We start from the raw sequence: 23,875 nt of genomic DNA, 5'->3' as shown, positions 1-23,875 counted from the left end.
TATAGTTAGAGATTTGAAAAGGTTTAGTATTTATCTGTTAGCCATACCAATTTGTTTTTTAGCAACAAATGTATGGGCTCAAGAAGTCAATTTAATTCCAGGTGTGGTGCCTGTTGTGGAACAAGATACTGTAAAAAGTGCAACTGGGGTAAACTTAGGGAATTCTGCCCAAAGTAATCCATTTAATCCAATTATGCGCTTTGAGCCACCCAAGGATTATAGTCCAGGTTTAAGTGTAAACAATCCAGATGTAGGTGATGTAGCCTACTTTAAACCTGAGATTTTTGTAAAGTCTAATAAACCCAAGATTTCGAAAGTGAATATTCATTACGATCCGAAAAAAAATTTAGAAGTTCTTCGTATCAACAATGATATTGTTGGCTATTGGGAGGGACATAATTTAATTGGGTTAGATTTTAATCAAATTGCCTTTGTAAATTGGTCTTCAGGAGGGGATAATTCAATTTCAGGTCTTTTAAAAGCTGATTTAGGGCGTAAATATATAAAGGGTCGTTTAGTTTGGGATAATCGATTAAATGTGCGTTATGGTGTAAATAAGCAAAGCGACAGAGAGTTGCGTAAAAGTGATGACGTAATCGATTTTAATTCTACCTTCGGATACAAGAGTACAGCAGTTTCGGATTGGTATTATGTTGCCAAACTTAACTTTAAAACTCAATTAACAAACGGATATAATTACCCAAATACAGATGAGCCTGTTTCTCGTTGGTTTGCCCCAGCATACTTATTTGTCGGGATTGGAGCCGAGTATGTGGCTCCTAAATCAGGTATGAAGTTTTACCTTTCTCCAATTACTTATAAAGCAACATTTGTTAATGATCAGCGCTTAGCCGATCAAGGATCTTTTGGTATGGAGAAAGCTGTTTTAGATGGCTTTGGAAATATAATCAAGCATGGACAAAGATACCGCGCAGAATTAGGTTTTTTGTTTAGTACCGAGTGGCGTAAAGAAATATTTAAGAATATTCTTTTTGAGCATAAGTTATCTTTGTATAGTGATTATGTAGATCGTTTTGGTAACATAGATGTTGCATGGGATGTTAAGATTGATTTAAAGGTAAATAACTATGTTCGAGCCAATGTTGGTACTAACCTAGTTTATGATGATAGTATCAAAACAAATGTAGATGTAGACGGACAACAAGTTATGAAAGGTCCTCGCGTACAATTCAAACAAGTTCTAGGGGTAGGATTAGTATATACTTTTTAATAAGCATTTTTTATGGTGAAGTCGACTTGGTTAGTACTTTTTGCTTTTTTTTACAGTGGATTGTTTTTTACATCTTATGGGCAAGAACTTGTATCTGAAGATCTCAATAATGTTAATGTGGATAGCGTTTTTGTAGATTTGAAATACCGTGAAGATCAGTTTTACTTTGGTCTTACTCACACTTTAACTCAAAGTAAGCCTCAGGGTTTCTCACCATATTCATTTTCCTTGGGTTTAAACGTTGGTTTTTTAAGAGATATGCCCATTAACAAGCAAAGAACTTTTGCCATAGCTCCAGGGATTGGTTTTTCTTATAATAATCTACGCTCTAACCTTGGTATAACACCAGATAAGGTCCATGTAATATTACCCGAGTATAAGAAAAGTTCTCTCTCGCTTCATTATTTGGATTTTCCTTTAGAGTTTAGATGGAGAAACTCCAATGCTACAAGTCATAAGTTTTGGCGTGTCTATTTAGGTATAAAGGCCAGTTATTTGTTATCTGATCGAACCAAGACAATCACCCAAGATTACTCAGTTATTTATAGAAAAGATCCAAAAATAAACAAGTGGCAATATGGTATTTATGCCTCAGCTGGGTTTAATACCTGGAATTTTTATGTTTACTATGGACTCAATGAAATTTATAAAAGTGATCTTTTTGCCAATGATGCGCAAAGAGTTAGGATGTTGAATTTAGGCTTGATGTTTTATATTTTATAATAGATAGTAAATCAGACCAATGAACACGCTAATTAAAATTTGGTAAGAATCATGCGCCTTAATAAGGAGCTGGTAACTAGCTTTAAAACCCAATAGCAATATAAAAGAGATTAAAAGCACTAAAGTTGTCTGACTAAAAGTGATATTTAAATAGACAATAAAACAGATTGAATTAACCCCTATAGCAACTTGCTGACTTATGTTTTGGTTCTTTAAAGTAAACCCAAAGAGTAGCAAATAGGTGATAAACAAGCCCCTGAAATAAAAATGTAATTCATAAGCGCTTGTGTTTTTTAGCATAAAGAAGAACAAACAAAAAAGCACTATACTGTAGATTAAGTAAAAGTACTTTTTAGCCTGTAAAGAGTTTGTTGTGCTTTGATTAATGTTATAACCTAAAGATTGTAGAAAAACATTTATTGTTATGGGTAACACCATAGTGGTTAAAAACACTTGACCAAGTGTTATATATATCTCAAGAGTCGGGAAAAAATTTCTAGCAAAATAAAAGTATATACCCGTTAATATAGTTGGTATAAAATAAGGCTGGTAGACCGTGGTGGTTAGGACTAATTTATTTAGCATAGAAAAAGTAACATTGTGCTACAAATAAAGTTATTTCTAAAAATTTAAATACGCTTTCTCATTCTAGCAACTGGTATGTCTAATTGTTCTCTATATTTAGCTACTGTTCTTCGAGCAATCGGATATCCTTTCTCTTTCAAAAGTTCTGCTAATTTATCATCGGGTAAAGGTTTGCTTTTATCTTCTTCAGCGATGATATTTTGTAAGATTTTCTTAATTTCTATGGTAGATACTTCTTCTCCTTGATCGTTGATCATAGCCTCTGAGAAAAAGTTCTTAATTAATTTAGTACCATAAGGTGTTTCCACGTATTTGCTATTTGCGACCCTAGAGATTGTCGAGATATCCAAGCCAATTATATCAGCGATATCTTTTAGAATCATAGGTCTTAATTTGGTTTCATCTCCGGTTAAGAAGTAATCTTTTTGGTATTCCATTATGGCATGCATGGTATAGAAAAGAGTTTCTTGTCTTTGTTTTATTGCATCTATAAACCATTTAGCACCGTCTAACTTTTGTTTAATGAATTGTACTGCGTTTTTTTGATCTGTACTAGATAGGTTACTTTCTTTGTAGGTCTGTAACATTTCTTGGTACTCTTTAGAAACATGTAATTCAGGCGCATTCCTTCCATTAAGAGTCAACTCTAATTCATTTTCAACTATTTTTATAGTGAAATCTGGAATTATATGCTCTACCATTCTTGTGTTTTCACTGTAAGCACTTCCTGGTTTTGGATTTAATTTTTCGATTTCATCAATGGCATGTCTAAGCTGTTCTTTAGAAATCGCATATTTTTGTAAAAGTTTGTCGTAGTGTTTTTTTGTAAAAGCATCAAATGAATTCTCGATAATATCTATAGCTAACTCAATTTGTTCTGAAGTTGTTTTGTTTTGTAATTGCAGCAATAAACACTCTTGTAAATCTCTTGCACCTACACCGGCTGGCTCTAATTGATGAATAATATTTAAAATGCGGCCAATGGTTTGTTCATCGGTATAAATTCCTTGGGTAAATGCTAAATCATCTACAAGATCTTGTAGATCTCGTCTTAAATAGCCCATATCGTCAATACTTCCCACTAAAAATTGTGCAATAATACGATCTTGGTCACTTAAAATAAAGGTGTTGAGTTGATTTAAAAGGTCTTGTAAAAAACTCTCTGAGGCAACTATAGGGGCCTGATAATCCTCGTCATCTTTGCTATAGTTATTTGCCTGTAGCTTGTAATCAGGCGTTTCATCATCACTTAAGTACTCGTCAATATTAATGTCATCCGCCTCTATATGCGAATTGTCAAACTCTTCATAATCATCTTGGGAAAACTCATCTTCACTTGTGTTGGAATCTGATTCTTTACCGGTCTCCAAAGCTGGATTTTCAATCAACTCTTCTTTTAACCTTTGCTCAAAGGCTAAGGTAGGTAATTGAATTAGCTTCATCAACTGAATTTGTTGAGGTGATAGTTTTTGCGATAGTTTTAATTGAAGACTTTGTTTTAGCATGGGAATCTATATGGATGTGAATTTAGGCAAAAAAAAAATGTTTACTTTAAAACAATTTCTTTTCAAAATTAAGAAAAAAATGTGATAAAGTAAACATTTATACTATCCTTAAGAATCTTTAAAACTCAGCGTTATTCGGGGTTCTTGGAAAAGGGATCACGTCTCTGATGTTTGTCATTCCTGTTACAAAAAGAACAAGTCTTTCAAAACCTAGTCCAAATCCACTATGAGGCGCTGTTCCAAATTTACGAGTATCTAAATACCACCAAAGTTCTTCTTTGTCAATACCCATTTTCTGTATTTTATCTAAAAGGACATCGTATCTTTCTTCTCTTTCTGAACCACCAACTATCTCACCAATTCCAGGGAAAAGTACGTCCATGGCTCTTACTGTTTTACCATCGTCGTTTAATCTCATGTAAAAGGCCTTGATTTCTGCTGGATAATCAAAAATGATTACGGGACATTTAAAATGCTTTTCAACTAAGAATCTTTCATGTTCACTTTGCAGGTCAATTCCCCAATCTGTAACTGGATATTTAAATTTCTTGTTTTTATTTGGTTTGCTATTCTTTAAAATATCAATAGCCTCGGTATAACTTACTCGTTTAAAGTTATTATCTACTACAAACTTAAGTTTATCTAACAATGACATATCACTTCGCTCGGCTTGAGGTTTATTCTTCTCCTCATCTTTTAAGCGTTGTTCTAAGAAAAGTAAGTCATCATGACATTTATCTAATGTGTAATTTATAACATTTTTAATAAAATCCTCGGCAAGATCCATATCTTGATCAAGCTTGATAAAGGCCACTTCTGGTTCAATCATCCAAAACTCAGCTAAGTGACGTGAGGTATTGGAGTTTTCTGCTCTAAAAGTTGGTCCAAAGGTATAAACTGATCCCAAAGCCATTGCATAAGTTTCAGCTTCAAGCTGTCCAGAAACAGTTAAGTTGGTTGTTTTTCCAAAGAAATCTTGGGAGTTATCTACCTTTCCATCTTCGGTTTTTGGTAAATTATTTAAATCAAAATTCGTAACGCGAAACATCTCTCCGGCTCCTTCGGCATCCGATCCTGTGATAATAGGGGCGTTAAAATAAAAGAATCCGTTTTCTTGGAAATATTTATGAACAGCAAATGCTAGGGTGCTTCGTACTCGCATTATAGCACTAAATACATTAGTTCTTATACGTAGGTGGGCATTTTCACGTAGAAATTCTAATGAATGTTTCTTAGGCTGGATAGGATATTCTTCTGGATTGGCCTCTCCATAAACCTTTAATTTGTTTACTTGGATTTCTACTGTTTGTCCGGCTCCTTGGCTCTCTACCAATGTACCTGTAATAGACAATGCTGCACCAGTGTGAATTTTTTTCAACAAATCAGCTGGAAACTTATCTAAATCAAGAACACATTGAATGTTTTTGATGGTTGATCCATCATTCAAGGCAATAAATTGGTTGTTTCTAAAGGTTTTAACCCAACCCTTAGCTTTGACTTCGTGCAATAGGTTTTTACCTGTAAGAAGATCGATAACTTTCGTATGTTTCATTGTGAATTATATTTTTATCTGGGTATCGTTTAAATTGAAAATATTAAATACCGGCAAATTTAATAAAAATCTATCGATATACGAAGATTATTGTAAAGAAGGCTCAATGGTAATTTGATTATTTTCTCTGTGATGATTTTATTAGATAACAACTTAATGTTAGCATTTTAGATTAATGCAAATAAAAGCATCTGTTTATTGTAAAAAATAAGAATAATAAAAAAAAATCCGCTTACTAAGCGGATTGATTTAAACTTTCATTATTTCTGCCTCTTTAGCAGCAAATATTTCGTCTATTTTCTTTACGTAAGCGTCAGTTAATTTTTGAATTTTATCCTCTGCTAATTTGCATATATCTTCTGAGGTACCATTTTTTTCCTCTTTTTTGATATCGGTATTGGCATCTTTACGAGCATTGCGAATTACAATTTTTGCATCATCCGCCTCTCCTTTAGCCTGTTTTGCTAGTTCTTTACGTCTTTCCTCTGTTAATGCAGGTACATTGATAATGATATTATCTCCATTGTTCATTGGATTTAAACCTAGATTTGCAATCAAAATAGCTTTTTCTATTGGTTGAAGCATTGCTTTCTCCCAAGGCGTAACACTTAATGTTCTTGCATCAGGTGCATTTACGTTTGCAACTTGTGAGAGAGGAGTTTGAGATCCGTAGTAATCTACAAAAACAGAACCTAACATTTGGGGAGAAGCTTTTCCTGCGCGAATGTTTAAGAAAGTTTTCTCTAAATGCGCAACTCCATTATCCATAGATTCTCTAGCACTGTCAATAATAAGTTCTAATTCTTCTGTCATAATTTTAATTAATTAATGTTTACAGATACAGTTGTACCAACGCTTTGTTCTCCTTGGCAAACTTTTAATAAATTATCCTGTTTATTCATGTCAAATACAACAATAGGAAGGTCATTTTCTCTACTTAAGGTAAAGGCTGTGGTATCCATTACATTGAGTCCTTTTGTTAAAACATCTGCAAAAGATATTTTTTCAAATTTAATAGCTGTTGGATCTTTTTCCGGATCTGCTGTATAAACACCATCTACTCTTGTTCCTTTTAAGATTACATCTGCACTGATTTCAACACCTCTTAAAACAGCTGCAGTGTCGGTTGTAAAATATGGGTTACCAGTTCCTGCTCCAAAAATAACAATTCTACCTTTTTCTAAGTGACGAACCGCTCTTCTTTTAATATAAGGCTCTGCTACAGCTTCAATCTTTAATGCAGTTTGAAGTCTTGTTTGCATTCCAGCTGCTTCTAGAGCTCCTTGTAAAGCCATTCCGTTAATTATTGTAGCTAGCATTCCCATGTAGTCTCCTTGTACACGGTCCATTCCTACATTTGCACCCGCTACTCCTCTAAAAATATTTCCTCCACCGATTACAATTGCAATTTCAACACCTAAGTCATGAACTTTTTTGACATCCATAGCATAAGCTGCTAATTTTTTAGGATCAATACCGTATTGTTGATCCCCCATTAGGGCTTCTCCACTTAATTTTAGTAGAATTCTTTTGTATTTCATCGAGATTATATTTTAAAAGTTTTGCAAATATAGAGATATTATACCACTATGAAATAGCTTTTTGCAATTTATCTTGTTTTGTAGCAAAGCTATCACTGGTATGTTGATAGCCTAGTTGATATATTTCATCCATTTTAGATTTATTTCTTTCGAAGGTTGAATATTTACTTAAGGTGTTTGGTTCAATTAGCCAGTCACATAATGTTCCTTGTTGTTTGTTATACATGGCTGACATTAGTTCATAGGCACGTAGGGTAACAGCTCTTATGGTTGTTAAATCTTTGCTTTCTACTTGTTCAATAGGACAGGCATTGATTCCAATTACATATTCGCATTTGGTTTTAAGTACGTCGGTTGGGAAATTGTTTAATACCCCACCATCACTATAAAGGGTGTCTTGTATCTTGTAGGGAGAGAAAATTCCTGGAAAGGCGCAGGAGGCTAGAATAGCATCGGTTATTTTCACCTGGCTATCAAATACATGTAATTTTCCAAGGGTAATATTTGTGGCTGTAATATGTGTTTTTATATCTAAGTCTTTAATCTTTTGGTTTCCAAATACTTGATTTAAGTATTTATCAAAGGCATATACATCAATAAGTCCAGGTTTACTAAAAGTAAAGTGAGACCATCGGAAAAGATTTACGGATTTAAAAAAGTCTAAAATTTCTAGGGGGCTCATTCCAATTGCGTAAAGACAACAAACAATTGCTCCGGCACTTGTTCCTGCTAATATGTTTGGTTTTATATTTTGCTCTTGTAAAAATTGCAACGCACCCGCATGAACTAATCCTTTATATCCGCCTCCGGACAAAACTAGTCCTATAGATGGTTTTTTCATAGTGTGATAATTTTCAGTTTTTAGAAATAGGTTATCTTTGATTTTTTAAATTTAATGAAAATGAAATACATTGACCCTACTATAATAGGAAAAAGTTTAACCTATTTAGATTTCCGTGAATTTGTAACTAATGCGTTGCAGAATAATCCAGAGGCTTTGCAATTAAGTGAAGATTATTTACAATATGCTATATTAAATCAATCTCGTTTACATCGTTTAGATAAAACATTAGTGTTAGATTCAGCTGCTAAGCAAGCTCTTGAATCTCTTGAAAAAGAATATATATGGCTTGTTATCACAGAGAGTTGGTGTGGAGATGCTGCCCAAAGTGTACCGATGTTAAATAAAATGGCAGAGTGTAGCTCTAAGATTCAAATGAGAGTTGTTTTTCGAGATCAAAATCTTGAGCTAATGGATGCTTTTTTAACAAATGGGGGTAGAGCGATTCCAAAGATGTTAATATTGGATCAGCAAACAAATCAAGTACTTGCGACCTGGGGTCCAAGACCTGTGGGAGCTCAAAATTTCGTGGATCAATACAAATTGGAGCATGGTGGATTTGATATGCAAGGTGCAAATGATCTGCAGTTGTGGTATACAAAAGACAAAGGTAAACAAGTAGAACTAGAGGTGGTTGAGATAATGAAAAGCTTGGAGAATCTATAAGCAAGGTTTTTCATGATAAAAACTATAGAAAATGACCTTTACTCAGTTTTTTACGGTATAGGGATATTTTATTATTGTTTAGAATCAAGTATGTAATACTTTCACGAAGTTTTAATAAAAATTAATACTTGGCTTATTTAAGTATGAAAGCTGTTTTTTACTCGATGCGCTGTTTGTTGGGATTTTCACTGCTGTTTTTTAGTTGTAGTAAAACCACTGAGCAAACTAACATTTATCAAACTTCTAATCCCACAGTATTGCCTTCTTATTGTGAGTTAATCCATGATCCATTAGGGGTTCATGAGAGTTCCGCATGTTATCCTGTTTTAGCTGTTGATAAGATGGGGCGTCGTTACAATGGCAAGGTTTTATTTAAAGGGGACTTCGGGGCTGGATATATTAATTTATCACAGGTAGATTCTGTTTTTATAAATGTTAGGTGCGCAATTGATGTGAGTTATATCGCATTAGATTTACAAGGAAATAAGTACCAGGTTTTTTTAAAAAGTGAAGATATTTGAAAAAAAACACCAGGTAGATTACTAAAGTTCTAATGATTTTAATAATCTACCTGACATGTTATTTCTATTGTAGTAAAAACACTTTTCAACTCACATTAGAGGTGTTTTTATTTATTTAAAAGAGTTTTAATTAAACCCCTGGACTATTGTTTATTTGTTGTTCAAATTCCTGTATACTTAGCGCATCATCCACTTGGTATTGTCCAATTTTTGTTCGTCGTAAACTAGTTAAGTGTGCTCCGTTGTTTAAAGCTTTGCCAATATCATGAGCCAATGAACGTATGTAAGTACCTTTTGAGCAGTCAACTTTAAAATCAATTCTAGGAAGTTCTATTTTCGTAAATTCTAGTGATTCAATGGTTATTTCTCGGGCTGGAATCTCTACTTCTTCTCCTTTTCTAGCGTGTTCATAAAGGCGTTTCCCATCCTTTTTAAGAGCTGAAAAGATTGGTGGGATTTGCATTATTTTTCCAATAAATAATGGCTTGATATTCTCTACATGTTCCCTAGTAATATCTGATATATCAAAGCTTTGATCAACCTGGGTTTCTAAATCATAAGAAGGAGTTGTGCCTCCGAGTTGGATACTTCCTGTGTACTGCTTTTGTTGTCCTTGTAATTCGGATATTATCTTAGTCATTTTTCCAGTACAAATTAAAAGTAATCCGGTGGCTAAAGGGTCTAAGGTACCGGCATGGCCAACTTTTATTTTTTTGAGCCCATAGTGTTTTTTTATCAACCACTTAATCTTATTTACCGCTTGAAAGGAAGACCAATGTAAAGGTTTGTCAATTAGTAGTATCTGACCAGCTTCAAAGGCTTGTTTGGTGAATTGTATTCCCATTATTTTAAATATCCAAAATAGATTAATAATATCACCCCAGCTATAATTCTATAGTATCCCCATGGCTTAAATCCATATTTACTTATTATATTGATAAAGAATTTAATGGCTAGAATGGCAACAAAAAATGCAATAACGTTTCCTAGTAAAAAAAGGTTAAGATTGGTAGGGTTATCCATTAAAATTTCATAACCTATTTTTCCAGACTCATATTTTTTTAGAGCTATAGAGTATACTGTTACAGCAAGCATAGTGGGTACCGCTAAAAAGAAAGAGAACTCGGCAGCTACTTTTCGTGATAAACCTTGTTGCATTCCACCAATGATAGATGCCGCGGATCTACTTGTACCTGGCATCATGGCCAAACACTGCCAAAATCCAATGGCAACGGCTTGTTTGATTGTAATGTCTTTTTCGCTTGTTGTTTTAGGGTTTTTAAAGTATTTATCAATAAATAATAGGACAAACCCCCCGAGAATTAGCATTATAGCAATATAGATTGTTTTTCCAAGTACGGCATCTATCTTATCATCTAATAATTTTCCGAATACTAAGGCTGGTATGACTGCTAGAAATAGTTTTAAATAAAAATTTGCACGCGTGAAGTCGAAAAATTTTCTCCAGTATAAGACCACTACTGCTAAAATTGCTCCAAATTGGATGGCGGTTTGAAATAGTTTTACAAATTCATCGTCCTGTATTCCATAATATGAGCTTACAAAAATCATGTGTGCTGTGGAAGAAACAGGTAAATATTCGGTTAATCCTTCAACGATTGCAAGAAGAATTGCTTGTATTAAATCCATGTAAAATTAGGTTGTTATAATATTTATGAGTGTTATTTTTTAAATACTGCGTAAATAGCTGTTGCGATTCCTATAAAAAATACTGTAGGAGCTAAATGTATTCTTCTAAAGCTGTATATGTCTTCATTGAATTGGGCCGGGTCATCGTTTGCCGAGCCTGACATTAGGATAAAACTTAATGCAATTATGGCTAAACTAACTAAAAGTATAATGTAGTTTTTTTTATGAAACAGTAGATTAGATTTTGTTGGATTTTCCATGAGATGTGATTAATAAAGTTGATCTGATTTTAAATTAAGGAATCTTTGGGTTGCGAAAAATGTACTGATTGTAGTAATTATAATTCCAACAAGTAGTAATCCTAAAGATACCACAACTAATGGAATATAGTCTTGCCTAGGGTTTAGGTTTAAATCAGGGAATTTATTGTTGATATAAAAGCTTATCCCTACAAGAGAGATAATGGCCAATAAGGCTCCAATTAATCCAAGTTTTACGCTATGAAATATAAAAGGTCTACGGATGAATTTCTTAGTAGCTCCTACCATCTGCATGGTCTTGATAGTAAAACGGCTACTATATATTAGTAATCTTAACGAGCTGTTTATAAGTAGCATAGAAACTAGTGTTAGCACTGCTGTTGCAATTAAAACCCATTTTGTAATTGTTTTTATGTTTTGGTTTACTAAAGTAACTAGTTCTTTATCGTAAGTCACTTCTTTTACTGCTTTGGACTTATAGAATTCTTGTTCGATTTTTGAAATACTATCTGTCTCTACATAGTTTCCTAGTAAATGTATGTCAAAGGAATCTTGTAAGGGATTAAAGCCTAGAAACTCTAAGAAGTTTTCTCCTAAATCCTCCTGGTGCTGCAATGCTGCATCTTGTTTGGATACAAATTTGTAATCTTTGATATAGGGAAGCGTAGAGAGCTTTTTGTCAAAATCTTTCAATTGTTTTTCATTTGCATTTTTTTCAAAAAAAACTGTCATTGGAATGTTTTCACGAAAATTATCTGATATTTTTTGAGAATGTATAACAAACAAGCTTAGGCTTCCTAGTAGAAACAGAACTAGGAAAATACTAAAAATAACAGAAAAATACGATGAGATTAATTTCCTTTTTTGATATTTTTCATACGAGCTAGCCATAATGTACTTTATAATTAAGGTGTAAAAATAGCAAACAAAAATGTTTTTATGGGATTATGAGCATTAAAGTTTTCTAATTGTTAGAAATATAGTTTATTTTTGCCCTTAAGGCGTATTTATTTTTTTTGATTCTGCCTAAAGACAATGTATTGTAAAATCTATTTATAGAAAGTAGTATGAAATATAATCCCCAAGAAGTTGAAGCTAAATGGCAGAAATTTTGGAGTGAAAACCAAACCTTTAAAACTGATAATGTTTCTAGTAAACCCAAATATTACGTATTAGATATGTTTCCCTATCCATCGGGAGCTGGTTTACACGTTGGACACCCTCTGGGGTATATTGCCTCAGATATATTCGCGCGATATAAGCGCCATAAAGGCTTTAATGTATTACACCCTCAAGGATACGATAGCTTTGGGTTACCAGCCGAGCAATACGCTATTCAAACGGGTCAACATCCAGCTCTAACAACAGAACAAAACATCGAACGATACCGTGAACAATTAGATCGTATTGGTTTTTCTTTTGATTGGAGTAGAGAGGTTAGAACCTCTAATGCGGATTATTATAAACATACCCAATGGATTTTTATCCAACTGTTTAATTCATGGTTTAATTTAAAGACAGATAAAGCTGAGCATATTGATACTTTGATTGAAATATTTGAAAAACAAGGTAACAAGGATCTTCAGGCTGCTTGTCAAGAAAACATGGAGATTTTCGATGCCAAACAATGGGCTGGATTTACAGAGAAACAAAAGCAAGAGGTTTTGTTAGGGTATCGCATGACTTATTTAGCAGAAACAGAAGTAAACTGGTGTGCTGAATTAGGGACTGTTTTGGCCAACGATGAAATTAAAGATGGCTTATCTGAACGTGGAGGATATCCTGTTGTTAGAAAAAAAATGAAACAATGGAGTATGCGTATTTCTGCCTATGCTGATCGATTATTACAAGGATTAGAAACTATTGATTGGACGGAGAGTTTAAAAGAGAGCCAACGCAATTGGATAGGTAAAAGTGTTGGTGCTTTGGTTAGTTTTAAAGTAAAGGATAGTGATAAAAAAATCGAGGTTTTTACAACAAGACCCGAAACTATTTTTGGAGTTAGTTTTATGACTCTAGCTCCAGAACATGAGTTGGTTAGCCAAATCACTACTCCAGAGCAAAGACAAGCAGTAGATAATTATATACAGGCTACTAGTAAACGTAGTGAAAGAGAGCGTATGGCTGATGTGAAAACTATTTCAGGTGTTTTTACAGGTGCCTATGCGGAACATCCTTTTACAAAAGAGCCTATAGAGATATGGATTGGTGATTATGTTTTGGCAGGATATGGTACAGGAGCAGTGATGGCTGTTCCCTCTGGAGATTCTAGAGATTACCTGTTTGCTAAACATTTTAATATTCCAATTAAAAATGTGTTTGATCAAGATATCAGCGAGCAGGCCTATAGTGAGAAAACAGGTTTTAAATTAATTAATTCTGATTTCTTAAATGGACTTTCTCATGAACAAGGTGTTCAGAAAGCTATTGAGGAATTAGAAGCTATTGGACAGGGTAGTGGCAAGACTAATTATAGGTTACGAGATGCTGTTTTTTCTAGACAAAGATACTGGGGAGAGCCTTTTCCTGTTTATTATAAAGACGGTTTGCCTCAAATGATAGATGCAGCTTATTTACCTGTGGTATTACCAGAGGTAGAAAAGTACTTACCAACACCAGATGGACAACCTCCTTTGGGGAATGCTAAAGATTGGGCTTGGGATAGTGTTGATAATAAAGTAGTATCAAACACACTTATTGATAATGTTAATGTGTTTCCATTGGAGTTAAACACCATGCCAGGGTGGGCTGGATCTTCTTGGTATTGGATGCGATATATGGATCCGAATAATTCACAAGAATTTGCAAGTAAACAAGCTTTAGATTATTGGCAAGCTGTTGATTTATATATAGGGGGAAGTGAACACGCCACTGGGCACTTGTTATATAGTAGATTCTGGAATAAGTTTTTAAAAGATTTGGGATATGCGCCAACAGAAGAACCTTTTAGTAAACTAATTAATCAGGGAATGATTCTTGGAACTTCTGCTTTTGTTTATCGAATAGAGGGAACCAATACTTTTATCTCTAAAGATATGATTACGGATCAGAAAGTTCAGCAGCTTTATGCTTATGTTGGTTTTGTTAATTCTTCTTCGGAATTGGATATCGATGCCTTTAAGGCTTGGAGACCTGATTTTGCTGACGCGGAGTTTATATTAAATCAACATGGCAAGTACATTGTGGGACATGAGGTTGAGAAAATGTCTAAGTCTTACTTTAATGTGGTGAATCCCGATGATATTTGTCAACAATACGGTGCAGATACACTTAGGCTATACGAAATGTTCTTAGGTCCTTTAGAACAAGCTAAGCCTTGGAATACTGCTGGTATATCTGGTGTGGCTGGTTTTTTGAAAAAGCTATGGAAGTTGTATGTGGATGACAATGGACTTCGTGTAGTAGACCAAGGTGCTACTGCAGATATGTATAAAAGTTTACACAAGACAATTAAAAAGGTGACAGAGGATATAGAAGGTTTTTCCTTTAATACATCCGTGTCTCAATTTATGATTTGTGTAAATGAATTAAGCCAGCAAAATTGTCACCATCGTGAAATTTTGGAACCTTTGACAATTTTAATTTCTCCTTATGCGCCACATATCGCTGAGGAGTTATGGTCGTTGTTAGGTCATAAAGAGTCTATTTCATTGGCGAAATTTCCTGAGTTTGAACAAAAGTATTTGGAAGAAAGTTCTAAGGAGTATCCAGTTTCCTTTAATGGGAAGATGCGATTTAAAATTGAATTAGGACTTGACTTAACTCAAGATCAGATTCAAGAAATTATTTTGGCAGATGAGCGCACCCAAGCTCAACTTCAAGGTAAAGAACCTAAGAAAATAATTATTATACCTGGAAAGATTATTAATATTGTAGGATAAAAATTTTTATCTAAATAAAAAGGTCCTTTTTTACAATTTGTAAAAAGGACCTTTTTTTTTTGACTGTTTACAGGTGAATTATTTACCTGGGCGAATTATAAATGAATTGGGGAAATTTTCTTTTATAATTTGTATGTTTTTTTCAGCTTCTAATCTAGTTTTATAACTTCCAACCATCACTTTATAAGATGGCGTACTGTAGATAATAGTGGCATCTGTTTCCGGGTATAACATTTTAAATTTTTGAAGTGCTTCTTGAGCTTGGGTGTTCTTACCATAGAAAACTTGAATTCGGTATTTGTCCACAGTAGATAGTGTCGAATTGTGAATTTTCTTGTTTTCAAGTAGATTAGTTATCGCTGTAGACTCATTTATAATAATTTTTTTTTCTTGTCCGTAGAATGTGGTAATGCTAAAAACTAGTGTGCTATACGCTAATAAAACTCTTAAAATTCTCATAATGAAAAATATTTTAGACAAAATTACAATTATTCTCTAAAAACAAGCAAAAAGCTTTTATTTAGAATGCGTATAAATTAGATTTAAAGGGCTGTAAAGGTTTTAAGAGTAAGGCATAAATTGTATTTTTGTCCAAGTTTGTAAATAAGGTGTATAAGATAGCGGTCTAATTGGCTGTTAAATAAGACCAAATTTAGTTGAAAATCATTTTATAACTATGAAAAAAGTGGGTAACCATAATTCGTTTTCAAAGATTTTATTCTTTTGTTTAGCGTTAATGCTATCGTTTACTACAATTTCGTTTGCTCAAGATGTAGCAAAAGGTAAGGAATTGTTTAATTCTAACTGTGCTGCATGTCACAAGTTAGATGGTGCTGCTACTGGACCAGCTCTTCGTGGAGTAGTTGATCGTCACGATGGAGACGTAGAATGGCTGCATAAATGGATTAAAAGTAGCTCTTCTTTGATTAAGTCAGGGGATTCAAGAGCTGTGAAATTGTTTGAGGAGTGGAATAAAGTGGTTATGAACGACTTCCCTGCATTGTCAGATGAGGACGTTGATAACATTTTAGCATATACTTCTCAACCTAAAGCTGAGCCTAAGGTTGCAGCAGCAGGAGCACAAGCACAAGGAGGTGGGGATTCCGATGGGGTTTCTAACGTTGTTGTTCTTGGGGCTTTAGTTGTTGTATTGCTACTTTTGGTGACAATGCTGTTCTTTGTACGTAAGGTGCTGAACAAGATTGTTGAAGCTAATGGTTTAACCGTAGAGGTTGAAAAGACAATTCCTTTATGTAAGGCTTTCGTTAAGAATCAATTCTTAGTAATTGTTTCGGTAATCGTAATGGTTTTAGTAGGGTCTTATTTTGCGTTTGGATATTTAATGCAAATAGGAGTAGATCAAGGATATGAGCCTGTACAGCCAATTCATTTCTCTCACAAGATTCACGCAGGTGATAATGGGATAGATTGTAAATACTGTCACTCTTCTGCTAGATCTAGTAAGACTTCAGGTATTCCATCTTTGAATGTGTGTATGAACTGTCACGAAAACATCAGTGAGTTTACTGGAGAAGAAGGTAAAGATTATGGTGTGTATACGCCAGACTTCTATACGGCTGAAATTCAAAAGTTATATGATGCTGTAGGATGGGACGTAGCGACTCAGAAGTATACTGGAAAAGAAAAACCAGTTAAGTGGGTGAGAATTCACAACTTGCCAGATTTCGCATACTATAACCACTCTCAGCACGTAAACGTTGCAGGTTTAGAATGTCAAACATGTCACGGTCCAGTTGAAGAAATGGAAATTGTTAGACAATATTCTCCATTGACTATGGGATGGTGTATAGACTGTCATAGAAAAACTGACGTGAAAATAGAGGATAATGAGTATTACGCAAAAATTCACAAAGAGTTATCTGAGAAATACGGTGTTGAGAAATTAACTGTAGCTCAAATGGGTGGATTAGAGTGTGGAAAATGTCACTATTAATATAATAAATCAAGAATAAGAAGCTAATATATATATACAATGGCATCAAACAAAAAATACTGGAAAAGTGTTGAAGAGCTGAACGAAAACAGTTCTATTGTTGAGACGCTTAGAAACAATGAATTCGTTGAGGAGATCCCAACCGATGAGTTTCTTGGTGATAAAGACGCGTTATCTTCGTCTTCTACTACTCGTCGAGACTTTTTGAAATATGTAGGGTTCTCTACTGCAGCGGCTACCTTAGCAGCTTGTGAGGGTCCTGTTGTAAAAGCTATCCCGTATGTTGTGCAACCTGAGGAGATTATTCCAGGTGTTGCGGATTACTATGCTACTACAATGGCAGACGGATTCGACTTTGTTAACGTTTTAATTAAAACTCGTGAGGGTCGTCCAATTAAAGTTGAGAATAACAAATTAAGTGGAGCTTACTCAGGTGCTAATGCTCGTGCAAATGCATCTGTACTATCTTTATATGATAGCTTACGCTTGAAGGGACCTAAGATCGGTGGAGCTAATGCTTCTTGGGACGAGGTTGATGCAAAAGTAAAAGCTAGCTTACAAGAGGCTAAAACAAAAGGTGGTAATATTGTGTTGTTAACCAATACAATGGCTAGTCCATCTACAGATAAATTGATAGCAGAATTTATTGCTGCTTATCCTACGGCTAAACAAGTAGTTTACGATGCAGTTTCTTCTACAGCATCTTTAGACGCTTACCAAAAAGCTTATGGAACTAGAGGTTTTGCTGATTACGATTTCGCAAAAGCAGACGTTATTGTTTCAGTAGGAGCAGATTTCCTTTCTGATTGGCAAGGTGGTGGATATGATGCTGCTTATGCACAAGGACGTATTCCGAAAAATGGAAAAATGTCTAAGCATATCCAAATGGAGGCTAACATGTCTTTAGCGGGTGCTAATGCTGATGTTAGAATTCCATTGACTGTAGCCGAGCAAAAAGCTGCATTAATTAAATTATATAACACTGTAACTGGATCATCGGTAAAAAGTGCTTCAACTGCACAAGATGAGAAAATAGTTAAAGCTGCTCAGCAATTAAAAGCTGCAGGTTCAAAAGGTGTTGTTGTTTCAGGTATTGAAGATGAAAATGCACAGTTAGTTGTTTTTGCAATTAATGAAGCGTTACAATCAGAAGCTTTTATGCCAGAGCAAACTAAGTATGTTAGACAGGGTAATTCAGCAGAAGTTGCTCAATTAGTTAAAGATATGAACCAAGGTAAAGTTCATACTTTAATTATGGCAAATGTTAACCCAGTTTACACTTTAGCTAACAGCGAGGCTTTTGTTGAAGGTTTAGCTAAGGTTAATACATCGGTTAGCTTCACAATGAAGGATGATGAGACAGCTTTGCATAGTACAATTGCAGCTGCAAGTCCTCACTACTTAGAGTCATGGGGAGATGTAACAATTCACAAGGGACATTACTCTGTAATGCAACCTACTATTCGTCCTTTATTTGATACTCGTCAATTCCAAGACGCATTATTATTGTGGACTAATAATAATACTTCTTATTATGATTACGTAAAAGCTGTAGGTACAAATATTGCATCGGGTGTTACTTGGAATAAATTAGTACATGATGGTTTTGCTAACTTAGATTCATTAACTAAGGTTAGTTCAAATATTGATTTATCTGGTGCAGCTACGGCATTGAGTAATTCTAAAAACGTAGAAGGAAAAGAGTTAGTTTTCTATACAAAAACTGGTATGGGAGACGGACAACAAGCAAACAACCCTTGGTTACAAGAGTTTCCTGATCCAATCTCACGTGTTTCTTGGGATAACTATGTTACAGTATCAAGAATAGATGCTGAAGAGTTAGGAATCAAGAATTACCATGTTGCCAATGGAGGTTTAAATGGTAGCTACGTTACTTTAACTGTTAATGGAGTTACTATTGAAAACGTTCCAGCTCTTATTCAACCAGGACAAGCTCCTAATACAGTAGGATTAGCTTTTGGATATGGTAAAAAAGCTGGTTTAAAGAAGGAGATGCAAGTAGGGGTGAATGCTTACTCTTTATACAACAATTTCGATGCTGTTCAGTCAGTTACTATCGAAAAAAGTAAAGGGGATCACGAATTTGCTTGTGTACAATTACAAAATACATTGATGTCTAGAAGTGATATCTTAAAAGATACTACTTTAGATATTTACAATACGGTAGAACCTGTAAAATGGAATATTCCTGCAGTTGTTTCTTATGATCACCAAGAGGTGAAAGCCAATACAATTGATATTTGGGAATCATTTGATCGTAATACAGGTCATCACTTTAACTTATCTATTGATTTAAATGCTTGTACTGGATGTGGAGCATGTGTTATCGCATGTCACGCTGAGAATAACGTACCGGTAGTTGGAAAAGATGAGATTAGAAGAAGTAGAGATATGCACTGGTTACGTATCGATAGATACTATTCTTCAGAGGCTACATTTGCTGACGATCTTCAAAAGAAGAAAGATACAAGTGGATTTGGAGAGTACCGTGAAGCATTCCAAGAATTGGAGCACCCTGCAGATAACCCGCAAGTGGCTTTCCAACCTGTAATGTGTCAGCACTGTAATCATGCTCCTTGTGAGACAGTTTGTCCAGTTGCTGCTACATCTCATGGACGTCAAGGTCAAAACCAAATGGCTTATAACCGTTGTGTTGGTACTAGATACTGTGCTAATAACTGTCCTTACAAAGTAAGACGATTTAACTGGTTCTTATATGCTCAAAATGATGCATTTGATTACAATATGAATGACGATTTAGGTCGTATGGTATTAAATCCAGATGTGGTTGTGCGTTCAAGAGGGGTAATGGAGAAATGTTCTTTATGTATCCAAATGACTCAAGCAACAATTTTAAAGGCTAAGAACGAGGGTAGAGCCGTTCGTCCTAATGAGTTTGAAACAGCTTGTTCTTCTGCTTGTTCAAGTGGAGCAATGGTGTTTGGTGATGTTAACGATAAAGAATCAGATATTACAGAATTAGCTGAATCTACTCGTGCTTACCACTTATTAGAGCACATTGGTACAAAACCAAACGTATTCTATCACGTGAAAGTTAAAAACGTGTAATTAAAAGTATTATTAATTAAAGAAACATATAAAGGATTATGTCGTCACATTACGAAGCACCCATTAGAAAACCTTTAGTTATTGGTGAGAAAACTTATCACGATATAACTGTGGATGTGGCTAGACCTGTAGAAGGAAGAGCAAATAAACTTTGGTGGAGAGTTTTCATTATTAGTTTGATTGCGTTTCTATGGGGAGTAGGTTCTATGGCTTACACAGTAGGTACAGGAATTGGAACTTGGGGATTGAATAAAACTATTGGATGGGCTTGGGATATTACCAATTTCGTTTGGTGGGTAGGTATTGGTCACGCCGGTACACTTATCTCAGCTGTATTATTATTATTTAGACAAAAATGGAGAATGGCCATTAACCGTTCAGCAGAGGCTATGACAATTTTCTCTGTTGTTCAAGCAGGTTTATTCCCAATTATACACATGGGACGTCCATGGTTAGCGTACTGGGTTTTACCATTACCGAACCAATTTGGGTCATTGTGGGTTAACTTTAACTCACCATTACTTTGGGACGTTTTTGCGATTTCAACTTATTTATCCGTATCATTAGTTTTCTGGTGGACGGGTCTATTACCTGACTTTGCTATGTTACGTGATAGAGCTATTACGCCTTTCACAAAAAGAGTATATGGTATTTTATCTTTCGGATGGTCTGGTAGAGCAAAAGATTGGCAACGTTTTGAAGAGGTGCATTTAGTGTTAGCAGGTTTAGCTACTCCTTTGGTACTTTCTGTGCATACGATTGTATCTTTTGACTTCGCTACGTCAGTTATTCCAGGATGGCATACAACTATTTTACCTCCGTATTTCGTAGCTGGAGCTATTTTCTCTGGATTTGCGATGGTAACTACGTTATTGATCATCATGAGAAAAGTATCTAATTTAGAAGATTATATTACAGTACAACATATTGAATTGATGAATATCATTGTAATGATTACTGGTTCAATTGTTGGGGTAGCATATATTACGGAATTATGGGTAGCTTGGTATTCGGGAGTTGAGTACGAACAATACGCATTCTTAAACCGTGCTTCTGGTCCTTACTGGTGGGCATATTGGTTAATGATGACGTGTAACGTAATTTCTCCGCAAGTTATGTGGTTTAAGAAAGTAAGAACAAGTATCATGGCTTCTTTCATTATTTCTATTGTTGTTAACATTGGAATGTGGTTTGAGCGTTTTGTGATTATCGTTACTTCTTTACACAGAGATTATTTACCATCTTCTTGGACAATGTTCCAACCAACTTTTGTGGATGCAGGTATTTATATCGGTACTATTGGATTCTTCTTTGTATTATTCTTATTATATTCAAGAAGCTTCCCTGTAATTGCGCAAGCAGAGGTAAAAACTATCTTAAAGTCTTCGGGAGAATACTATAAGAAAGAAAGAGATAATAAAGCGAATCATCAATCTTTAAATCATTAATTCGTTATGAGTAATAAAGTAATTTACGCTATATACAATGATGATGATGTATTGTTAGATGCAGTAAAGGAAACTAGATCTGCTCATCATCATATTGAAGAGATTTATACTCCGTTCCCTGTACACGGCCTTGATAAGGCTATGGGATTAAAACCAACTAGATTAGCTATTTGTGCATTCTTATTCGGATTAGTAGGTTTAGCATTTGGTACAACTATGATGTACTACATTATGATTGTAGATTGGCCTCAAGATATTGGGGGAAAACCAAGCTTTAGCTTCATTCAGAACATGCCTTCATTTGTACCAATTATGTTTGAGATGACGGTGCTTTTTTCTGCTCACTTAATGGTTATTACTTTCTTTTTAAGAAGTAAATTATGGCCTTTCAAAGAAGCGGAAAATCCTGACGTTAGAACAACAGATGATCACTTTTTAATGGAAGTTGCTCTTAAAGGTGATGAGGATGCTGCTGTGGAGTTCTTCAAGAATACTGGAGCAGTTGAAGTAAAAGTAATTGAAAAGTAATTGTAGAATGAAGAACATATATAAAATAGTAGCTTTAGTAGGAGTATCTGTATTGAGTGCTTCTTGTTTTAATAAAGAGCGTCCTAACTATCAGTTTATGCCAAATATGTACCAAGCTGTACCATACGAGGCTTATTCTGAAGTGCCTACAACTGTTTTTGCAGATGGGATGGAAGCTCAATTACCAGCCGAAGGTTCAATCCCTAGAGGATTTGAGCCAGAGGTTTACCCTAATACACCAGAAGGTTTAGCATTGGCAAGATTAAATCTGAAATCGCCATTGGCAGATACGCAGAAAAATCTAGAGAAAGGTCAAGAGTTATATACAATTTATTGTTCTGTTTGTCACGGATCTAAAGGTGATGGTAAAGGTACTTTAGTTAAGAGAGAAAAATTCTTAGGGGTACCTAGTTATGCAGATCGTGATCTAACCGACGGTGGGATTTACCAAGTGATTACTTATGGTTTGAATTCTATGGGTTCTCATGCTAATCAATTAACACAACATGAGCGTTGGTTAGTAGCAGATTACGTTTTAAAATTGAAATCAGAATTATAAATTGTAAAACTTATTTGAAAGTTTAGATATGTATACATTATCAAAAAATTTAAAAACCTTCGCAATGGTCCTTATGGTTTTAGGATTAGTAGGGATTGCATATGGGTTTTTTAGTGCACCAAAGACAACTGCCGAAGTAGAGCAGATCCTTACGGAGCAAGCACACCATGATGGTGATGCTCACTCAAGTGAGCATACTGGATCTGTTTCACAAGCAGATCAAGCTGCTCATGAACAGCATTTAGAGCATGTTTTATCACAATTACAAAACAAGCCTTGGGCTGCTGTTTATACAGCTTGTATATTTGTGATGTTTGTTTCTTTAGGTATTCTTGCCTTCCAGGCTATTAATCAGGCAGCAAGTGCAGGATGGTCTCCAATACTTTTTAGAGTAATGGAAGGTTTATCAGCTTACTTGTTACCAGGGTCAATTATCTTTTTTATAATCTTAGTAATTTCTGTTCTAGGAGGTAACCATTTGTTTATTTGGGCTGATCCTGAAGTAGTTGCTAATGATGTTATTATTCAAGGTAAAACAGGTTACTTAAATGTTCCGTTTTTCTTAATTCGTGCAGTTGTGTACTTAGTAGGATGGAACTGGTACAGACTTTATTTACGTAAGCAATCCATTGGTTTATGTGAAACAGGAGATTTATCTTTCCATAAAAGAATCTTTAAAGCTTCTGCTTTATTCTTAGTATTCTTTATTGTTTCTGAATCTATGGCATCTTGGGATTGGATAATGTCAATTGATACACACTGGTATAGTACTTTATTTGGATGGTACGTTTTCGCTAGTTTCTTTGTAACTGCTATTACTACTATTGCATTTGCTACTTTGTACTTAAAAGGACAAGGTCATTTAAAAGACGTAAACACTAGTCACATCCATGATTTAGCTAAATTTATGTTCGGATTAAGTATTTTCTGGACTTACCTTTGGTTCTCTCAGTTCATGTTACAGTGGTATTCTAATATTCCAGAGGAAGTAACTTACTTTATTTTTAGAATTCAAGAATTTAACTTACCTTTCTTTGGTATGTTATTATTAAACTTTGCTTTACCTTTGGTTTTATTGATCAATACAGATTTCAAACGTTTAGGTTGGATTATTGTGATGGCAGGTACTTGTATTATCATAGGTCACTATCTTGACTTCTTTATGATGATCATGCCTGGTACAGTAGGAGGTTCTTGGTTTATTGGTGTTCCTGAAATAGGTTCATTAATGTTCTTCATAGGTTTGTTTATCTATGTTGGATTTAGTACTATTGCTAAGGCTCCACTTGAGATCAGAAATCATCCACTTATGGGGGAAAGTAAACATTTTCATTATTAAT

At 34.7% G+C, this 23,875-nt stretch carries 21 protein-coding genes; 11 read left to right on the top strand and 10 right to left on the bottom strand.

All coding sequences use genetic code 11. The annotated features are described in order from the left end of the window. The first annotated feature begins 13 nt into the window (after positions 1-13). Positions 14-1,231, top strand: coding sequence for a DUF3078 domain-containing protein (locus tag ACYSNV_RS00750; RefSeq protein ID WP_461760655.1), 1,218 nt, complete (start codon positions 14-16; stop codon positions 1,229-1,231). A gap of 12 nt (positions 1,232-1,243) precedes the next feature. Continuing rightward, positions 1,244-1,954, top strand: a complete 711-nt coding sequence (locus tag ACYSNV_RS00745) for a porin family protein (protein WP_461760654.1) — start codon at positions 1,244-1,246, stop codon at positions 1,952-1,954. A gap of 629 nt (positions 1,955-2,583) precedes the next feature. Here ACYSNV_RS00745 and rpoN read toward each other — a convergent pair. The 5 genes from rpoN to ACYSNV_RS00720 form a co-directional block, all read right to left on the bottom strand. Beyond that, positions 2,584-4,044 (bottom strand): RNA polymerase factor sigma-54, encoded by a 1,461-nt coding sequence (rpoN, locus tag ACYSNV_RS00740; RefSeq protein WP_461760653.1) that lies wholly within the window; start codon positions 4,042-4,044, stop codon positions 2,584-2,586. Between the two features lie 118 nt (positions 4,045-4,162). Beyond that, on the bottom strand, positions 4,163-5,596 hold the full coding sequence (gene asnS / locus ACYSNV_RS00735) for an asparagine--tRNA ligase (RefSeq protein WP_461760652.1): 1,434 nt from the start codon (positions 5,594-5,596) through the stop codon (positions 4,163-4,165). Between the two features lie 249 nt (positions 5,597-5,845). After that, positions 5,846-6,409, bottom strand: a complete 564-nt coding sequence (gene frr, locus ACYSNV_RS00730; protein WP_461760651.1) for a ribosome recycling factor — start codon at positions 6,407-6,409, stop codon at positions 5,846-5,848. 8 nt (positions 6,410-6,417) lie between these two features. Further along, entirely contained in the window at positions 6,418-7,137 is a 720-nt protein-coding gene (gene pyrH / locus ACYSNV_RS00725) for a UMP kinase (protein WP_461760650.1), read from the bottom strand. Positions 7,138-7,183: 46 nt separating this feature from the next. Further along, positions 7,184-7,978, bottom strand: a complete 795-nt coding sequence (locus ACYSNV_RS00720; RefSeq protein WP_461760649.1) for a patatin-like phospholipase family protein — start codon at positions 7,976-7,978, stop codon at positions 7,184-7,186. A gap of 60 nt (positions 7,979-8,038) precedes the next feature. Here ACYSNV_RS00720 and ACYSNV_RS00715 point away from each other — a divergent pair, with 60 nt between their 5' ends. Together ACYSNV_RS00715 and ACYSNV_RS00710 are read left to right on the top strand one after the other, a co-directional pair. Beyond that, positions 8,039-8,644, top strand: a complete 606-nt coding sequence (locus tag ACYSNV_RS00715) for a thioredoxin family protein (RefSeq protein ID WP_461760648.1) — start codon at positions 8,039-8,041, stop codon at positions 8,642-8,644. A 143-nt stretch (positions 8,645-8,787) separates the two neighbouring features. After that, entirely contained in the window at positions 8,788-9,165 is a 378-nt protein-coding gene (locus tag ACYSNV_RS00710; RefSeq protein ID WP_461760647.1) for a hypothetical protein, read from the top strand. Positions 9,166-9,295: 130 nt separating this feature from the next. On the opposite strand, the gene truB is transcribed toward ACYSNV_RS00710, so the two are convergent. The 4 genes from truB to ACYSNV_RS00690 are packed head-to-tail and all read right to left on the bottom strand — an operon-like array spanning position 9,296 to position 11,966. Next, complete coding sequence (gene truB, locus ACYSNV_RS00705; protein WP_461760646.1) at positions 9,296-10,009, bottom strand: tRNA pseudouridine(55) synthase TruB; 714 nt, start codon at positions 10,007-10,009, stop codon at positions 9,296-9,298. Next, positions 10,009-10,815 (bottom strand): undecaprenyl-diphosphate phosphatase, encoded by an 807-nt coding sequence (locus ACYSNV_RS00700; RefSeq protein ID WP_461760645.1) that lies wholly within the window; start codon positions 10,813-10,815, stop codon positions 10,009-10,011. Before ACYSNV_RS00700 ends, truB begins: the two co-directional genes overlap by 1 nt. Positions 10,816-10,847: 32 nt before the next feature. Then, positions 10,848-11,075 carry a DUF3098 domain-containing protein gene (locus ACYSNV_RS00695; RefSeq protein ID WP_461760644.1) on the bottom strand — a complete coding sequence of 76 codons (228 nt, stop codon included), beginning with the start codon at positions 11,073-11,075 and terminating at the stop codon, positions 10,848-10,850. Positions 11,076-11,084: 9 nt separating this feature from the next. Beyond that, on the bottom strand, positions 11,085-11,966 hold the full coding sequence (locus tag ACYSNV_RS00690) for a cell division protein FtsX (protein ID WP_461760643.1): 882 nt from the start codon (positions 11,964-11,966) through the stop codon (positions 11,085-11,087). Between the two features lie 176 nt (positions 11,967-12,142). Here ACYSNV_RS00690 and leuS point away from each other — a divergent pair, with 176 nt between their 5' ends. Then, on the top strand, positions 12,143-14,956 hold the full coding sequence (gene leuS, locus ACYSNV_RS00685; protein ID WP_461760642.1) for a leucine--tRNA ligase: 2,814 nt from the start codon (positions 12,143-12,145) through the stop codon (positions 14,954-14,956). Between the two features lie 78 nt (positions 14,957-15,034). On the opposite strand, the gene ACYSNV_RS00680 is transcribed toward leuS, so the two are convergent. Then, positions 15,035-15,415 (bottom strand): SPOR domain-containing protein, encoded by a 381-nt coding sequence (locus ACYSNV_RS00680; protein ID WP_461760641.1) that lies wholly within the window; start codon positions 15,413-15,415, stop codon positions 15,035-15,037. Between the two features lie 217 nt (positions 15,416-15,632). Between ACYSNV_RS00680 and ACYSNV_RS00675 the strand changes: the two genes are divergently transcribed. The 6 genes from ACYSNV_RS00675 to ACYSNV_RS00650 are packed head-to-tail and all read left to right on the top strand — an operon-like array spanning position 15,633 to position 23,874. Beyond that, a complete protein-coding gene (locus ACYSNV_RS00675; RefSeq protein WP_461760640.1) occupies positions 15,633-16,910 on the top strand; it encodes a cytochrome c3 family protein in 1,278 nt (425 codons plus the stop codon). A 39-nt stretch (positions 16,911-16,949) separates the two neighbouring features. Beyond that, entirely contained in the window at positions 16,950-20,000 is a 3,051-nt protein-coding gene (locus tag ACYSNV_RS00670) for a TAT-variant-translocated molybdopterin oxidoreductase (RefSeq protein ID WP_461760639.1), read from the top strand. A gap of 38 nt (positions 20,001-20,038) precedes the next feature. Beyond that, on the top strand, positions 20,039-21,448 hold the full coding sequence (gene nrfD / locus ACYSNV_RS00665; RefSeq protein ID WP_461760638.1) for an NrfD/PsrC family molybdoenzyme membrane anchor subunit: 1,410 nt from the start codon (positions 20,039-20,041) through the stop codon (positions 21,446-21,448). Between the two features lie 6 nt (positions 21,449-21,454). Next, positions 21,455-21,976 carry a DUF3341 domain-containing protein gene (locus ACYSNV_RS00660; protein WP_461760637.1) on the top strand — a complete coding sequence of 174 codons (522 nt, stop codon included), beginning with the start codon at positions 21,455-21,457 and terminating at the stop codon, positions 21,974-21,976. Positions 21,977-21,983: 7 nt separating this feature from the next. After that, positions 21,984-22,535, top strand: a complete 552-nt coding sequence (locus ACYSNV_RS00655; protein WP_461760636.1) for a c-type cytochrome — start codon at positions 21,984-21,986, stop codon at positions 22,533-22,535. Positions 22,536-22,563: 28 nt separating this feature from the next. Beyond that, a complete protein-coding gene (locus tag ACYSNV_RS00650; protein ID WP_461760635.1) occupies positions 22,564-23,874 on the top strand; it encodes a quinol:cytochrome C oxidoreductase in 1,311 nt (436 codons plus the stop codon). The last annotated feature ends 1 nt before the right edge of the window (position 23,875 follow it).

It is taken from the genome of Myroides sp. LJL119, from assembly GCF_054871605.1.
Note: the sequence above shows the minus strand (reverse complement) of the source record. Positions and strands in the feature narration are given on the sequence as shown.

What these genes read in the sequence shown, in the direction of transcription:
- ACYSNV_RS00745 (WP_461760654.1), top strand. Translation starts at nt 1,244, where the DNA reads ATGGTGAAGTCGACTTGGTTAGTACTTTTTGCTTTTTTTTACAGTGGA.
- rpoN (WP_461760653.1), bottom strand. Translation starts at nt 4,044, where the DNA reads ATGCTAAAACAAAGTCTTCAATTAAAACTATCGCAAAAACTATCACCT.
- asnS (WP_461760652.1), bottom strand. Translation starts at nt 5,596, where the DNA reads ATGAAACATACGAAAGTTATCGATCTTCTTACAGGTAAAAACCTATTG.
- frr (WP_461760651.1), bottom strand. Translation starts at nt 6,409, where the DNA reads ATGACAGAAGAATTAGAACTTATTATTGACAGTGCTAGAGAATCTATG.
- pyrH (WP_461760650.1), bottom strand. Translation starts at nt 7,137, where the DNA reads ATGAAATACAAAAGAATTCTACTAAAATTAAGTGGAGAAGCCCTAATG.
- ACYSNV_RS00720 (WP_461760649.1), bottom strand. Translation starts at nt 7,978, where the DNA reads ATGAAAAAACCATCTATAGGACTAGTTTTGTCCGGAGGCGGATATAAA.
- ACYSNV_RS00715 (WP_461760648.1), top strand. Translation starts at nt 8,039, where the DNA reads ATGAAATACATTGACCCTACTATAATAGGAAAAAGTTTAACCTATTTA.
- ACYSNV_RS00710 (WP_461760647.1), top strand. Translation starts at nt 8,788, where the DNA reads ATGAAAGCTGTTTTTTACTCGATGCGCTGTTTGTTGGGATTTTCACTG.
- truB (WP_461760646.1), bottom strand. Translation starts at nt 10,009, where the DNA reads ATGGGAATACAATTCACCAAACAAGCCTTTGAAGCTGGTCAGATACTA.
- ACYSNV_RS00700 (WP_461760645.1), bottom strand. Translation starts at nt 10,815, where the DNA reads ATGGATTTAATACAAGCAATTCTTCTTGCAATCGTTGAAGGATTAACC.
- ACYSNV_RS00695 (WP_461760644.1), bottom strand. Translation starts at nt 11,075, where the DNA reads ATGGAAAATCCAACAAAATCTAATCTACTGTTTCATAAAAAAAACTAC.
- ACYSNV_RS00690 (WP_461760643.1), bottom strand. Translation starts at nt 11,966, where the DNA reads ATGGCTAGCTCGTATGAAAAATATCAAAAAAGGAAATTAATCTCATCG.
- leuS (WP_461760642.1), top strand. Translation starts at nt 12,143, where the DNA reads ATGAAATATAATCCCCAAGAAGTTGAAGCTAAATGGCAGAAATTTTGG.
- ACYSNV_RS00680 (WP_461760641.1), bottom strand. Translation starts at nt 15,415, where the DNA reads ATGAGAATTTTAAGAGTTTTATTAGCGTATAGCACACTAGTTTTTAGC.
- ACYSNV_RS00675 (WP_461760640.1), top strand. Translation starts at nt 15,633, where the DNA reads ATGAAAAAAGTGGGTAACCATAATTCGTTTTCAAAGATTTTATTCTTT.
- ACYSNV_RS00670 (WP_461760639.1), top strand. Translation starts at nt 16,950, where the DNA reads ATGGCATCAAACAAAAAATACTGGAAAAGTGTTGAAGAGCTGAACGAA.
- nrfD (WP_461760638.1), top strand. Translation starts at nt 20,039, where the DNA reads ATGTCGTCACATTACGAAGCACCCATTAGAAAACCTTTAGTTATTGGT.
- ACYSNV_RS00660 (WP_461760637.1), top strand. Translation starts at nt 21,455, where the DNA reads ATGAGTAATAAAGTAATTTACGCTATATACAATGATGATGATGTATTG.
- ACYSNV_RS00655 (WP_461760636.1), top strand. Translation starts at nt 21,984, where the DNA reads ATGAAGAACATATATAAAATAGTAGCTTTAGTAGGAGTATCTGTATTG.
- ACYSNV_RS00650 (WP_461760635.1), top strand. Translation starts at nt 22,564, where the DNA reads ATGTATACATTATCAAAAAATTTAAAAACCTTCGCAATGGTCCTTATG.